Origin of the sequence: Xylophilus sp. ASV27 (assembly GCF_016428875.1) — a bacterium.
In the GTDB taxonomy this organism is placed as follows: Bacteria; Pseudomonadota; Gammaproteobacteria; order Burkholderiales; family Burkholderiaceae_C; genus Xylophilus.
Genome location: NZ_JAELTO010000008.1, coordinates 25,306 through 37,697 on the forward strand (window position 1 = coordinate 25,306; position 12,392 = coordinate 37,697).

Here is a 12,392-nt window from a genome sequence, read left to right on the forward strand (position 1 = left end):
CATGGCCCGTATCGACCTCGACCTGGCGCATGCCTACCAGGACAACCCGCAGCAGGACAGCGACTACGCGCTGCTGCCACTCAAGATGGCGTTCCGCGACGGCGGCGCCTATGCGCTGCTGGGGCCTTCGGGCTGCGGCAAGACCACAATGCTCAACCTGATGTCGGGCTTGCTCGTGCCCTCGCACGGCACGGTGAAGTTCGACGGGCGCGACGTCACGCGGCTGAGCCCGCAGCAGCGCAACATCGCCCAGGTGTTCCAGTTTCCGGTGATCTACGACACCATGACGGTGGCGCAGAACCTGGCCTTTCCGCTGCGCAACCGCAAGGTGCCCGAGGCGCAGATCAAGGCGCGCGTCGGCCAGATCGCCGAGATGCTGGAGATGAGCCACCAGCTCGACCAGCGCGCCGCCGGCCTGTCGGCCGACCAGAAACAGAAGATCTCGCTCGGCCGTGGCCTGGTGCGGCCCGACGTCTCGGCCGTGCTGTTCGACGAGCCGCTGACCGTGATCGACCCGCACCTGAAGTGGCAGCTGCGGCGCAAGCTCAAGCAGATCCACCATGAGCTCAAGCTCACGCTGATCTACGTCACCCACGACCAGGTCGAGGCGCTGACCTTCGCCGACGAGGTGGTGGTGATGACGCGCGGCCGCGCCGTGCAGGTCGGCACCGCCGACGCGCTGTTCGAGCGGCCCGCGCACCGCTTCGTCGGGCACTTCATCGGCTCGCCGGGCATGAACTTCCTGCCCGTCACGGCCGACGCGCAAGGCCTGGCCCTGGCCGGGCGCCGCCTGCCGCTGGCGCGCAGCCTGCCGGAAGGCCCGCTGCTGCTGGGCATCCGTCCCGAGTACCTGGCGCTGGTGGCGCCCGACGCCGAAGGCGGCATGCCGGCCGTCGTCGAGCGGGTGCAGGACGTCGGCACCTACACGCTGCTGAGCGCGCGCATCGGCGAGCATGCGGTCAAGGCGCGCCTGCCGGCGGGCAGCGCCGCGCCGCGGGCGGGCGACACGGTCGGACTGCAGGTGCTGGGCGCGCATACCTGCTTCTACAAGAATGAGGAGTTGGTGCCGTGAGTGCCACCACCAAACCTGTCAACCAGAAGGCCTGGTTCCTGATCCTGCCGGTCATCGTCTGCGTGGCCTTCTCGGCCATCCTGCCGCTGATGACGGTGGTCAACTACTCGGTGCAGGACATCATCTCGCCCGAGCGGCGGGTGTTCGTCGGCACCGAATGGTTCGCCTCCGTCATGCGCGACAGCGAGCTGCACGAGGCGCTGCTGCGGCAACTGCTGTTCTCGCTGTCGGTGCTGCTGGTGGAGATTCCGCTGGGCATCTGCCTGGCGCTGGCCATGCCGGCGCAGGGCTGGAAGTCCTCGGCCGTGCTGGTGCTGGTGGCGCTGTCGCTGCTGATCCCATGGAACGTCGTGGGCACCATCTGGCAGATCTTCGGGCGCTCGGACATCGGGCTGTTCGGCCGTGCCATGGTGTGGCTGGGAATCGACTACAGCTATACCGGCAACGCCGCGCAGGCGTGGCTCACGGTGCTGCTGATGGACGTCTGGCACTGGACGCCGCTGGTGGCGCTGCTGGCCTTCGCCGGCCTGCGTTCCATTCCGGACGCGTACTACCAGGCCGCGCGCATCGACGGCGCGAGCAAGTTCGCGGTGTTCCGCTACATCCAACTGCCCAAGATGCGCGGGGTGCTGATGATCGCGGTGCTGCTGCGCTTCATGGACAGCTTCATGATCTACACCGAGCCCTTCGTGCTCACTGGCGGCGGTCCGGGCAATGCCACCACGTTCCTGAGCCAGTACCTCACGCAGAAGGCGGTCGGCCAGTTCGACCTGGGGCCTGCGGCGGCGTTCTCGCTGATCTACTTCCTCATCATCCTGCTGCTGTGCTTCATCCTCTACAACTGGATGCAGCGCGTGGGCACCGCCAGCCAGGAAGGAGCCGGCCATGAATGACACGCGCCGCTTTCGCAAGCGCACCCTGTTCCTGATCGCCTACCTGGTGTTCGCCCTGCTGCCCATCTACTGGATGGTCAACATGAGCTTCAAGACCAATACCGAGATCCTGGCGAGCTTCTCGTTCTTTCCCCAGCATTTCACCTGGGACAACTACAGGACCATCTTCACCGACGAGTCCTGGTATTCGGGCTACATCAACTCGATGATCTACGTGGCCATCAACACCGTGATCTCGGTGTCGGTGGCGCTGCCGGCGGCCTATGCGTTCTCGCGCTACAGCTTCTTCGGCGACAAGCACGTGTTCTTCTGGCTGCTGACCAACCGCATGACGCCGCCGGCGGTGTTCCTGCTGCCCTTCTTCCAGCTCTACACCACCGTGGGGCTGATGGACACGCACATCGCCGTGGCGCTGGCGCACCTGCTGTTCAACGTGCCGCTGGCGGTGTGGATCCTGGAAGGCTTCATGAGCGGCATCCCGCGCGAGATCGACGAGACGGCCTACATCGACGGCTACTCCTTCCCGCGCTTCTTTCTCACGATCTTCCTGCCGCTGATCAAGGCCGGCGTGGGCGTGGCGGCCTTCTTCTGCTTCATGTTCAGCTGGGTCGAGCTGCTGCTGGCGCGCACGCTGACCAGCGTCAATGCCAAGCCGATCGTCGCGACCATGACGCGCACCGTGAGCGCCTCGGGCATGGACTGGGCCACGCTGGCCGCCGCCGGCGTGCTGACCATCGTGCCAGGCGCCATCGTGATCTGGTTCGTGCGCCACTACATCGCCAAGGGCTTTGCCATGGGGCGCGTATGAAACACCCCCGAAGCGCTTTCGGCGCCTTCCCCTCAAGGGGGCGCCACCAGCGGCCCGGCAAAGCCGGTTCCGGGGTGGCCCGCGCATATGCCTCTTGCGCGCACACACCGCGGCTGCGGCCCGTACCCTGGGAGAAGACAGATGTTTGATTGGATGGCCTGGACCACTCCGGTGGCGGTGTTTTTTACCTGCATCGTGCTGATGCTGGCGGGCATGACGGTCTGGGAGATCAAGTCGCCCACCACGCTGCGCCGCGGCTTCCTGCCGATCGCCACCACGCGCGGCGACCGCCTCTTCATCGGCCTGCTGGCCGCTGCCTATCTCAACCTCGCCTTCGTCGGGCTGGCCCCGAACATCGAGGGGTGGCTCGGAATGGCAGAGCCGCCGTCGATCTGGATCAGCTTCGTGGCATCGATGCTGCTGCTGGTCGTCGTGATGCGCAAAGGCTAGTTTTCTTGGCCCCCCGCTCCCCGGGGCCTTCGGCTGCGCAAAGTCGTGAGGGGACGTCCACCAACAAGGAGATTCGTGATGAAGATGCGTTACACAGCCCTGGCGTTTGCCGCGGCGGCGATCGTGGCGGGCCAGGCGGCCTGGGCCGGTGAGCCCGAAGCGAAGAAGTGGATCGACAGCGAGTTCCAGCCGTCGACCCTCAGCAAGGACCAGCAGATGGCCGAGATGAAGTGGTTCATCGAGGCGGCCAGGAAACTGCAGGGCAAGGGCGTGAAGGAAATATCGGTCGTCTCCGAAACCCTGACCACGCACGAGTACGAATCCAAGACGCTGGCCAAGGCCTTCGAGGAAATCACCGGCATCAAGGTCAAGCACGACCTGATCCAGGAAGGCGACGTGGTCGAGAAGCTGCAGACCTCGATGCAGTCGGGCAAGTCGATCTACGACGGCTGGATCAGCGACTCGGACCTGATCGGCACCCACTACCGCTACGGCAAGATCATGTCCCTGACCGACTACATGGCCGGCGCGGGCAAGGAATGGACCAACCCGGGCCTGGATCTGAAGGACTTCATCGGCACCAGCTTCACCACCGCGCCCGACGGCAAGATGTATCAGTTGCCGGACCAGCAGTTCGCAAACCTGTACTGGTTCCGCGCCGACCTGTTCGCGCGCCAGGACTTGAAGGACAAGTTCAAGGCCAAGTACGGCTACGACCTGGGCGTGCCGCAAAACTGGAGCGCCTACGAGGACATCGCCGAATTCTTCACCAACGACGTGAAACAGATCGACGGCAAGCCGATCTACGGCCACATGGACTACGGCAAGAAGGACCCGTCGCTGGGCTGGCGCTTCACCGACGCCTGGCTGTCCATGGCCGGCGCCGCCGACAAGGGCATTCCCAACGGCATGCCGGTGGACGAATGGGGCATCCGCGTGGCCGACGACAAGTGCACGCCGGTCGGCGCCAGCGTCGCGCGCGGGGGCGCCACCAATTCGCCCGCCGCCGTCTATGCGCTCACCAAGTACATCGACTGGATGAAGAAGTACGCGCCCAAGGAAGCCATGGGCATGACCTTCGGCGAGTCCGGCCCGGTGCCGGCCCAGGGTCATATCGCCCAGCAGATCTTCTGGTACACCGGATTCACGGCCGACATGACCAAGGCCGGCCTGCCGGTGGTCAATGCCGACGGCACGCCCAAGTGGCGCATGGCGCCCGGCCCCAACGGCCCCTACTGGAAGGACGGCATGCAGAACGGCTACCAGGACGTGGGCTCCTGGACCTTCTTCAAGGACCATGATCCGAACCGCACGGCCGCCGCCTGGCTCTACGCCCAGTTCGTCACGGCCAAGACCACCAGCCTCAAGAAGACCGTCGTCGGCCTGACGCCGATCCGCGAAAGCGACATCCGCTCCAAGGCCATGACCGACATGGCGCCCAAGCTCGGCGGCCTGGTTGAGTTCTACCGCAGCCCGGCGCGCGTGGCCTGGACGCCCACCGGCAACAACGTGCCCGACTACCCCAAGCTCGCGCAGCTCTGGTGGAAGAATGTGGCCACCGCCGTGACCGGCGAGAAGACGCCGCAGGCCGCCATGGACAACCTGGCCGACGAAATGGACCAGGTCATGGCCCGTCTGGAGCGTGCCGGCATGGCCCACTGCGCCCCCAAGCTCAACCCCAAGAGCGACCCGGCCAAGTGGCTCAGCGACCAGCATGCCCCCTGGAAGAAGCTGGCCAACGAGAAGCCCAAGGGCGAGACGGTCGCCTATGACAAGCTGCTCCAGGCCTGGAAGGATGGCAAGGTCCGGTAATACCACTTGCTCGCGGCGCCGTCCCTCCCGTGGACGGCGCCGCGGCCGGAACAATGGCGCCTGACCGCGCGCGGCGAGCCCAGGGGGCCCGCCCGAGCCGCGGCGCCAGGATGCGACAAGCCCAAGATGACCGACGCTTCACCTCTCCCCACCCCGCGCGCGCCCTTGCTGGCGCAACTCGCCGAGGACCGGCGCTATGACCTGGCCGTGGTCGGCGGCGGCGCCACCGGCCTGGGGGTGGCGCTGGACGCGGCTGCGCGCGGCTTCTCCGTCGTGCTGCTGGAGTCGCATGATTTCGCCAAGGGCACGTCCTCGCGTGCCACCAAGCTGGTCCATGGCGGTGTGCGCTACCTGGCCCAGGGCAACGTGGCCCTGGTGCGCGAGGCGCTGCACGAGCGCGCCACCCTGCTGGCCAACGCGCCCCATCTGGCGCAGCCGCTGCCATTCGTGATGCCTTCCTACAGGCTGTGGGAGGCGCCGTTCTACGGCATTGGCCTCAAGCTCTATGACGCGCTGGCCGGCAGGAGCGGTCTCGGCGCAACCGAATTCCTGGGCCGCGACGCCACCTTGACGCGGGTGCCGGGCGCCCAGCCCGCCGGCCTCAAGGGCGGCGTGCAATACTGGGACGGCCAGTTCGACGACGCCCGTCTGGCGCTGGCGCTGGCGCGCACCGCCGCCGCGCGCGGCGCGCTGGTGGTCAACTATTGCGCCGTCAAGTCGCTGGTCCATGAAGGCGGCAAGGTGGTCGGCGTGGCCTGCGAGGACCGGGAAACCGGGCGCGTTTTCACCGTGCGCGCCGGCTGCGTGGTGAACGCCACCGGCGTCTGGGTCGATACCCTGCGCCAGCAGGACGGCGCCGACACCGGCCGCCCGGTCAGGCCCCTGGTGGCGCCCAGCCAGGGCGTGCACCTGGTCGTGGACCGGAGCTTTCTGCCGGGTGACCACGCACTGCTGGTACCCAAGACCACCGATGGCCGTGTGCTGTTCGCCGTGCCCTGGCTCGGCAAGGTCATCCTCGGCACCACCGACACCCCCCGCGAGGACCTGGCGCTCGAGCCGCGTCCGTTCGAAGAAGAGATCGCCTTCATCCTCGGCGAGTCGGCGCGCTACCTGCGGCGAGCCCCGACCCGGGGCGACGTGCGCAGTTGCTGGGTCGGGCTGCGTCCGCTGGTCAAGCCGCAGGGCGACGACGGCGAGAACACCAAGGCCATCAGCCGCGAGCACACCGTGCTGGTCAGCCCCAGCGGCCTGGTGACGGTCACCGGCGGCAAGTGGACCACCTACCGTGCCATGGCCGAAGACGTGCTGCAGCGCTGCTTCGACGCCCGGCTGCTGGCGGCGCGGCCGGCAGGTGCCACGGTGCATCTGCCCTTGGTGGGAGCCCCTGCGGCGGCGCAGGTCCGCCAACGGATCAGCGATGCTCCCGGCCTGCACAGCTATGGCGCCGAGGCGGCCGCAGTGGCGGCCCTGCCTGGAGGCGAGACCGAGCTGGCGCCCGGCCTGAGCGAGGCGATGGTGCGATTTGCCGTGCGGCACGAGTACGCGCGCACCGTGGAGGACGTGCTGGCGCGGCGCTCGCGGCTGCTGTTCCTCGACGCGGCGCTGGCCCAAGGCCTGGCGCCGCGCGTGGGGGCGCTGCTGCAGGAGGAGGGCATCGGCGATCCGGGCGTGGCCGCCTTCGAGGCATTGGCGCAACAGTACGCCCATCCGCAACCGTCTGCTTGACAGACCCTGATCTTTTTGCAAGAATCGCTGGCTTCGCTCTAAAAGGGTGAAGTATCTGCCCAGCTCAAGCGCCGCGAAAATGGTTTTTCGGCGTGGACGACGGGCCCAAGACTGACCGGATTTTCGGCGTGCCTTCGTGGTGCCGGGCTTCCTGTACAAGTTGGGAATATTGAAATGATCCAGACAGAATCCCGGTTGGAAGTCGCCGACAACACCGGCGCGAAGTCCGTGCTGTGCATCAAGGTGCTCGGCGGCTCCAAGCGTCGCTACGCGAGCGTGGGCGACATCATCAAGGTGAGCATCAAGGAAGCTGCTCCGCGCGGCCGCGTCAAGAAGGGCGAGGTCTACAGTGCAGTGGTGGTGCGTACCGCCAAGGGCATCCGTCGCGGCGACGGCTCCCTCGTCAAGTTCGACGGCAATGCCGCCGTGCTGCTCAATGCAAAGCTGGAGCCCATTGGCACCCGCATCTTCGGACCGGTGACGCGCGAACTGCGCACCGAGAAGTTCATGAAGATCGTGTCCCTGGCTCCCGAAGTTCTCTAAGGACACGCCATGAACAAGATTCGCAAGGGCGACCAAGTCATCGTGCTCACGGGGCGCGACAAGGGCAAGCGCGGCACGGTGTCGCTGCGCAAGGATGATTCGCACGTGATCGTCGACGGCATCAACCTGGTGAAGAAGCACACCAAGCCGAACCCCATGAAGGGCACCACCGGCGGCATCGTCGAGAAGGCCATGCCCATCCACCAGTCCAACGTGGCGATCTTCAATGCCGCCACCGGCAAGGCTGACCGCGTCGGCATCAAGCTGCAGGCTGACGGCAAGCGCGTGCGCGTCTTCAAGTCCAGCGGCGAAGAAATCAAGGCCGCCTGAGGGGTATACAAATGGCACGTCTCCAACAACACTACCGCGAGAAGGTCGTTCCCGAACTCACCGAGAAGTTCGGCTACACATCCCCGATGCAGGTTCCCCGTCTCACCAAGATCACACTCAACATGGGCGTGTCCGAGGCGGTGTCCGACAAGAAGGTCATGGACAACGCCGTGGCCGATCTGACCAAGATCGCCGGCCAGAAGCCGGTCGTGACGAAGGCCAAGAAGGCCATCGCCGGTTTCAAGATCCGCGAAGGCCAGGCCATCGGCTGCATGGTCACCCTGCGCGGCGTGCAGATGTATGAATTCCTGGACCGTTTCGTCACCGTGGCCCTGCCGCGTGTGCGTGACTTCCGTGGTATCTCCGGTCGTGCCTTCGACGGCCGCGGCAACTACAACGTCGGCGTCAAGGAACAGATCATCTTCCCCGAGATCGAGTACGACAAGGTCGATGCCCTGCGCGGTCTCAACATCAGCATCACCACGACGGCCAAGACCGACGAAGAAGCCAAGGCGCTTCTCGCCGGCTTCCGTTTCCCGTTCAAGAACTGAGGTGTCGTGTGGCTAAAGTAGCTTTGATCCAGCGCGAACTCAAGCGCGAAAAACTGGCAGCCAAGTACGCGACCAAGTACGCCGAACTGAAGGCCATCGCCGGCGATGCCAAGCGCAGCGACGAAGAGCGTCACGCAGCCCGCCTGGGCCTGCAGAAGCTCCCGCGCAACGCCAATCCGACCCGTCAGCGCAACCGTTGCGAACTGACCGGCCGCCCGCGTGGCACCTTCCGTCAATTCGGCTTGGCACGCGCCAAGATCCGTGAACTGGCTTTCGCCGGCGACATCCCCGGTGTCACCAAGGCCAGCTGGTAAGCAGGCAGGAGAGATTCGACATGAGCATGAGTGATCCCATCGCCGACCTGCTGACCCGTATCCGCAATGCGCAAATGGTGGCCAAGGCCACCGTTTCCGTGCCGTCTTCCAAGGTGAAGATCGCCATCGCGCAAGTGCTCAAGGATGAGGGTTACATCGACGGCTTCCAGGTCAAGACCGAGGGCAACAAGTCCGAGATCGAGATCGCCCTCAAGTACTACGCCGGTCGCCCTGTGATCGAGCGCATCGAGCGCGTGAGCCGCCCCGGCCTGCGCGTGTACAAGGGCCGTGATTCCATTCCCCAGGTCCAGAACGGCCTGGGCGTCGCCATCGTCACCACTCCGCAAGGCGTGATGACCGATCGCAAGGCGCGCGCTACCGGTGTCGGCGGCGAAGTGCTTTGCTACGTGGCTTAAAGCAGGCATTGAGGAGAAACTGAAATGTCCCGCGTAGGAAAAATGCCAGTCGCCATCCCGCAAGGCGTGGATGTGTCGATCAAGGATGACCAGATCCACGTCAAGGGTACGGGCGGCTCGCTGTCGCTCGCGTCCCATGCACTGGTCAAGGTCTCGAACCAGGACGGCAAGCTCAGCTTCGTCCCGGCCAACGAGTCGCGCGAAGCCAATGCCATGAGCGGCACGCTGCGCCAGCTCGTGAACAACATGGTGGTGGGCGTGAGCAAGGGCTTCGAGAAGAAGCTGTCGCTGATCGGTGTGGGCTACAAGGCCCAGGCCCAGGGCGCCAAGCTGAACCTTCAGGTCGGCTACTCGCACCCGGTCAACGTGGACATGCCTGCCGGCATCACCGTTGCCACGCCGACCCCGACCGAAGTCGTGATCAAGGGCGCCGACCGCCAGCGCGTCGGCCAGATCGCAGCGGAAATCCGCGCGATCCGCCCGCCCGAGCCCTACAAGGGCAAGGGCATCCGCTATGCGGATGAAAAGGTCACGATCAAGGAAACCAAGAAGAAGTAAGGAGCTGCACCATGTCTTTGACCAAAAAAGAGCAGCGTCTTCGTCGTTCGCGCCAGACCCGCATCCGCATCGCGACGCAGGGTGTGGCTCGCCTGACGGTGAACCGTACCAATCTGCACATCTACGCCAGCGTGATCTCCGGCGACGGCACCAAGGTGCTGGCAAGCGCGTCCACGGCCGAGGCCGATGTGCGCAAGTCGCTCGGCGGTGCGGGCAAGGGCGGCAACGCCGCTGCTGCCACCGTCATTGGCAAGCGCATCGCTGAAAAGGCGAAGGCTGCCGGTGTCGAGAAGGTCGCTTTCGACCGCGCCGGTTTCGCCTACCACGGCCGCGTGAAAGCGCTTGCCGATGCCGCCCGCGAAGCGGGTCTGCAGTTCTAAGCGCAGGACGGAATACATCATGGCTAAATTTCAACCCAAGGTGCAAACCGAAGGCCAAGACGACGGTTTGCGCGAGAAGATGATCGCGGTCAACCGCGTGACCAAGGTCGTCAAGGGCGGCCGTATCCTCGGTTTCGCTGCACTGACCGTGGTCGGCGACGGCGATGGCCGCGTCGGCTTCGGCAAGGGCAAGTCCAAGGAAGTGCCCGCTGCCGTGCAGAAGGCGATGGAAGAAGCTCGCCGCAACCTGAAGAAGGTCGCGCTCAAGAACGGCACCCTGCACCATCAGGTGACGGGACACCACGGTGCTGCCAACGTGTTCCTGGCGCCGGCCCCCAAGGGTACCGGCATCATCGCCGGCGGCCCGATGCGCGCCGTGTTCGAGGTGCTGGGCGTGACCGACGTCGTTGCGAAGAGCCATGGCTCTTCCAACCCTTACAACATGGTCCGCGCGACCTTCGACGCTCTTACCAAGGCAACGACTGCCTCGGAAGTGGCGGCCAAGCGCGGCAAGTCGGTCGAAGACATCTTCGCCGCCTGACCGGAGTATCGAGATGACGACGCAACAAACCGTCAAGGTGCAGCTGGTGCGCAGCCCCATCGGCACCAAGGAATCGCACCGCGCCACCGTCCGTGGCCTGGGCCTGCGCAAGCTCAACAGCGTGAGCGAGCTGCAGGACACGCCCGCAGTGCGCGGCATGATCAACAAGATCAGCTATCTGGTCAAAGTGCTCTAACAGAGGCAAGACATGGAACTCAATGGCATCAAGCCGGCCGAAGGCGCCAAGCACGCGAAGCGTCGCGTCGGCCGCGGCATAGGCTCCGGCCTCGGCAAGACCGCTGGTCGTGGTCACAAGGGTCAGAAGTCCCGTGCGGGCGGCTACCACAAGGTCGGCTTCGAAGGCGGTCAAATGCCGCTGCAGCGCCGCCTGCCCAAGCGGGGCTTCAAGTCGCAGACGCTGAAGTTCAACGCCGAAGTGACGCTGACGGCTCTCGAACAGCTCGGCCTGGCCGAGGTGGACATGCTCGCCCTCAAGCAAGCCGGCCTGGTGGGTCAACTGGTCAAGGTGGTGAAGATCATCAAGACCGGCGAACTGACCAAGGCGGTGAAGCTGACCGGCGTCGGCGCTACCGCAGGTGCCAAGGCTGCCATCGAGGCAGCCGGCGGTAGCCTGGCCTGAGCCTTCCTTCCCTTTAGCAACCGTTGAAAGACATCCGCAGTGGCTACTAGCGCAGCAACTCTCGCAAAGACCGGCAAGTTCGGCGACCTGCGTCGTCGGCTGGTGTTTCTGCTGCTTGCGCTGGTCGTCTACCGTGTCGGCGCGCACATTCCGGTTCCCGGCATCGACCCGGCGCAACTCCAGCAGTTGTTCCAGGGCCAGCAGGGCGGCATCCTGAACCTGTTCAACATGTTCTCCGGCGGTGCGCTGTCGCGCTTCACCGTGTTCGCCCTCGGCATCATGCCGTATATCTCGGCCTCCATCATCATGCAGCTGCTGGGCTATGTACTGCCCAGCTTCGAGCAGTTGAAGAAGGAGGGCGAGGCCGGCCGGCGCAAGATCACGCAGTACACCCGCTACGGTACTCTGGGCCTCGCGCTGTTCCAGTCCTTCAGCATCGCCGTGGCGCTGGAAAGCTCTGCCGGTCTGGTGCTGAACCCGGGCTTCGGCTTCCGCCTGACCGCGGTCTTCAGCCTGACGGCGGGCACGATGTTCCTGATGTGGCTGGGTGAGCAGATCACCGAGCGTGGCCTGGGCAATGGCATCTCGATCCTGATCTTTGCAGGTATCGCGGCGGGCCTGCCCAATGCCGTAGGCGGGCTGCTGGAACTGGTGCGCACCGGTGCGATGAGCGCGATCGTGGCGATCTTCATCGTGCTGGTCGTGGCGCTGGTCACCTACTTCGTGGTGTTCGTGGAGCGGGGCCAGCGCAAGATCCTGGTGAACTACGCGCGGCGCCAAGTAGGCAACAAGGTGTACGGTGGCCAATCTTCGCATCTGCCGCTCAAGCTGAACATGGCTGGCGTGATTCCGCCGATCTTCGCATCGTCGATCATCCTTCTGCCCGCCACCGTGGCGAACTGGTTCAGCACGGGTGACTCCATGCGCTGGCTCAAGGACATCTCCGGTGCCCTGACGCCTGGTCAGCCGATCTACGTGCTGCTCTATGCGACGGCGATTGTTTTCTTCTGCTTCTTCTACACGGCCCTGGTGTTCAACAGCCGGGAGACCGCGGACAACCTGAAGAAGAGCGGTGCGTTCATCCCGGGCATCCGCCCTGGAGACCAGACCGCACGCTATATCGACAAGATCCTGGTCCGGCTGACGCTGGCCGGTGCGGTGTACATCACCTTTGTCTGTCTGCTGCCCGAGTTCCTGATCCTGAAGTACAACGTGCCGTTCTATTTCGGCGGCACCTCACTGCTGATCATCGTCGTGGTGACCATGGACTTCATGGCCCAGGTTCAGAACTATCTGATGTCCCAGCAATATGAATCGCTACTGAAGAAGGCAAATTTCAAGACTGGCGGTTGATTTTGC

The 12,392-nt window shown here is 65.0% G+C and carries 17 protein-coding genes; all 17 read left to right on the plus strand.

What is annotated here, in order from left to right; translation table 11 throughout:
- Position 1 precedes the first annotated feature (1 nt).
- The 17 genes from JHD63_RS03215 (at position 2) to secY (ending at position 12,386) form a co-directional block, all read left to right on the plus strand.
- Positions 2 to 1,072, plus strand: a complete 1,071-nt coding sequence (locus tag JHD63_RS03215) for an ABC transporter ATP-binding protein (protein WP_198969214.1) — start codon at positions 2 to 4, stop codon at positions 1,070 to 1,072.
- Entirely contained in the window at positions 1,069 to 1,965 is an 897-nt protein-coding gene (locus JHD63_RS03220; protein ID WP_198969215.1) for a carbohydrate ABC transporter permease, read from the plus strand. Before JHD63_RS03215 ends, JHD63_RS03220 begins: the two co-directional genes overlap by 4 nt.
- Entirely contained in the window at positions 1,958 to 2,773 is an 816-nt protein-coding gene (locus JHD63_RS03225) for a carbohydrate ABC transporter permease (protein WP_198969216.1), read from the plus strand. The genes JHD63_RS03220 and JHD63_RS03225 overlap by 8 nt, the downstream gene beginning before the upstream one ends.
- Positions 2,774 to 2,914: 141 nt before the next feature.
- Complete coding sequence (locus JHD63_RS03230) at positions 2,915 to 3,223, plus strand: DUF2160 domain-containing protein (RefSeq protein ID WP_198969217.1); 309 nt, start codon at positions 2,915 to 2,917, stop codon at positions 3,221 to 3,223.
- A gap of 78 nt (positions 3,224 to 3,301) precedes the next feature.
- On the plus strand, positions 3,302 to 5,035 hold the full coding sequence (locus JHD63_RS03235) for an ABC transporter substrate-binding protein (protein WP_198969218.1): 1,734 nt from the start codon (positions 3,302 to 3,304) through the stop codon (positions 5,033 to 5,035).
- A 126-nt stretch (positions 5,036 to 5,161) separates the two neighbouring features.
- Complete coding sequence (locus JHD63_RS03240; RefSeq protein WP_198969219.1) at positions 5,162 to 6,760, plus strand: glycerol-3-phosphate dehydrogenase/oxidase; 1,599 nt, start codon at positions 5,162 to 5,164, stop codon at positions 6,758 to 6,760.
- Between the two features lie 174 nt (positions 6,761 to 6,934).
- Positions 6,935 to 7,303 carry a 50S ribosomal protein L14 gene (gene rplN, locus JHD63_RS03245; RefSeq protein ID WP_007861702.1) on the plus strand — a complete coding sequence of 123 codons (369 nt, stop codon included), beginning with the start codon at positions 6,935 to 6,937 and terminating at the stop codon, positions 7,301 to 7,303.
- 9 nt (positions 7,304 to 7,312) lie between these two features.
- A complete protein-coding gene (rplX, locus tag JHD63_RS03250) occupies positions 7,313 to 7,633 on the plus strand; it encodes a 50S ribosomal protein L24 (RefSeq protein ID WP_198969220.1) in 321 nt (106 codons plus the stop codon).
- Positions 7,634 to 7,644: 11 nt separating this feature from the next.
- On the plus strand, positions 7,645 to 8,184 hold the full coding sequence (gene rplE / locus JHD63_RS03255) for a 50S ribosomal protein L5 (RefSeq protein ID WP_198969221.1): 540 nt from the start codon (positions 7,645 to 7,647) through the stop codon (positions 8,182 to 8,184).
- A gap of 8 nt (positions 8,185 to 8,192) precedes the next feature.
- Positions 8,193 to 8,498 (plus strand): 30S ribosomal protein S14, encoded by a 306-nt coding sequence (gene rpsN / locus JHD63_RS03260; protein ID WP_198969222.1) that lies wholly within the window; start codon positions 8,193 to 8,195, stop codon positions 8,496 to 8,498.
- 20 nt (positions 8,499 to 8,518) lie between these two features.
- A complete protein-coding gene (gene rpsH / locus JHD63_RS03265; RefSeq protein WP_198969223.1) occupies positions 8,519 to 8,914 on the plus strand; it encodes a 30S ribosomal protein S8 in 396 nt (131 codons plus the stop codon).
- A gap of 24 nt (positions 8,915 to 8,938) precedes the next feature.
- Positions 8,939 to 9,472, plus strand: a complete 534-nt coding sequence (gene rplF / locus JHD63_RS03270; RefSeq protein WP_198969224.1) for a 50S ribosomal protein L6 — start codon at positions 8,939 to 8,941, stop codon at positions 9,470 to 9,472.
- Between the two features lie 11 nt (positions 9,473 to 9,483).
- Positions 9,484 to 9,852, plus strand: coding sequence for a 50S ribosomal protein L18 (gene rplR / locus JHD63_RS03275; RefSeq protein ID WP_198969225.1), 369 nt, complete (start codon positions 9,484 to 9,486; stop codon positions 9,850 to 9,852).
- 19 nt (positions 9,853 to 9,871) lie between these two features.
- Positions 9,872 to 10,393 (plus strand): 30S ribosomal protein S5, encoded by a 522-nt coding sequence (rpsE, locus tag JHD63_RS03280; RefSeq protein ID WP_198969226.1) that lies wholly within the window; start codon positions 9,872 to 9,874, stop codon positions 10,391 to 10,393.
- 13 nt (positions 10,394 to 10,406) lie between these two features.
- The gene (rpmD, locus tag JHD63_RS03285) at positions 10,407 to 10,589 is read left to right on the plus strand and encodes a 50S ribosomal protein L30 (protein WP_198969227.1); all 183 of its coding nucleotides are present in this window, start codon (positions 10,407 to 10,409) and stop codon (positions 10,587 to 10,589) included.
- Between the two features lie 12 nt (positions 10,590 to 10,601).
- On the plus strand, positions 10,602 to 11,033 hold the full coding sequence (rplO, locus tag JHD63_RS03290; protein ID WP_198969228.1) for a 50S ribosomal protein L15: 432 nt from the start codon (positions 10,602 to 10,604) through the stop codon (positions 11,031 to 11,033).
- Between the two features lie 39 nt (positions 11,034 to 11,072).
- On the plus strand, positions 11,073 to 12,386 hold the full coding sequence (secY, locus tag JHD63_RS03295) for a preprotein translocase subunit SecY (RefSeq protein WP_198969229.1): 1,314 nt from the start codon (positions 11,073 to 11,075) through the stop codon (positions 12,384 to 12,386).
- Positions 12,387 to 12,392: the final 6 nt, after the last annotated feature.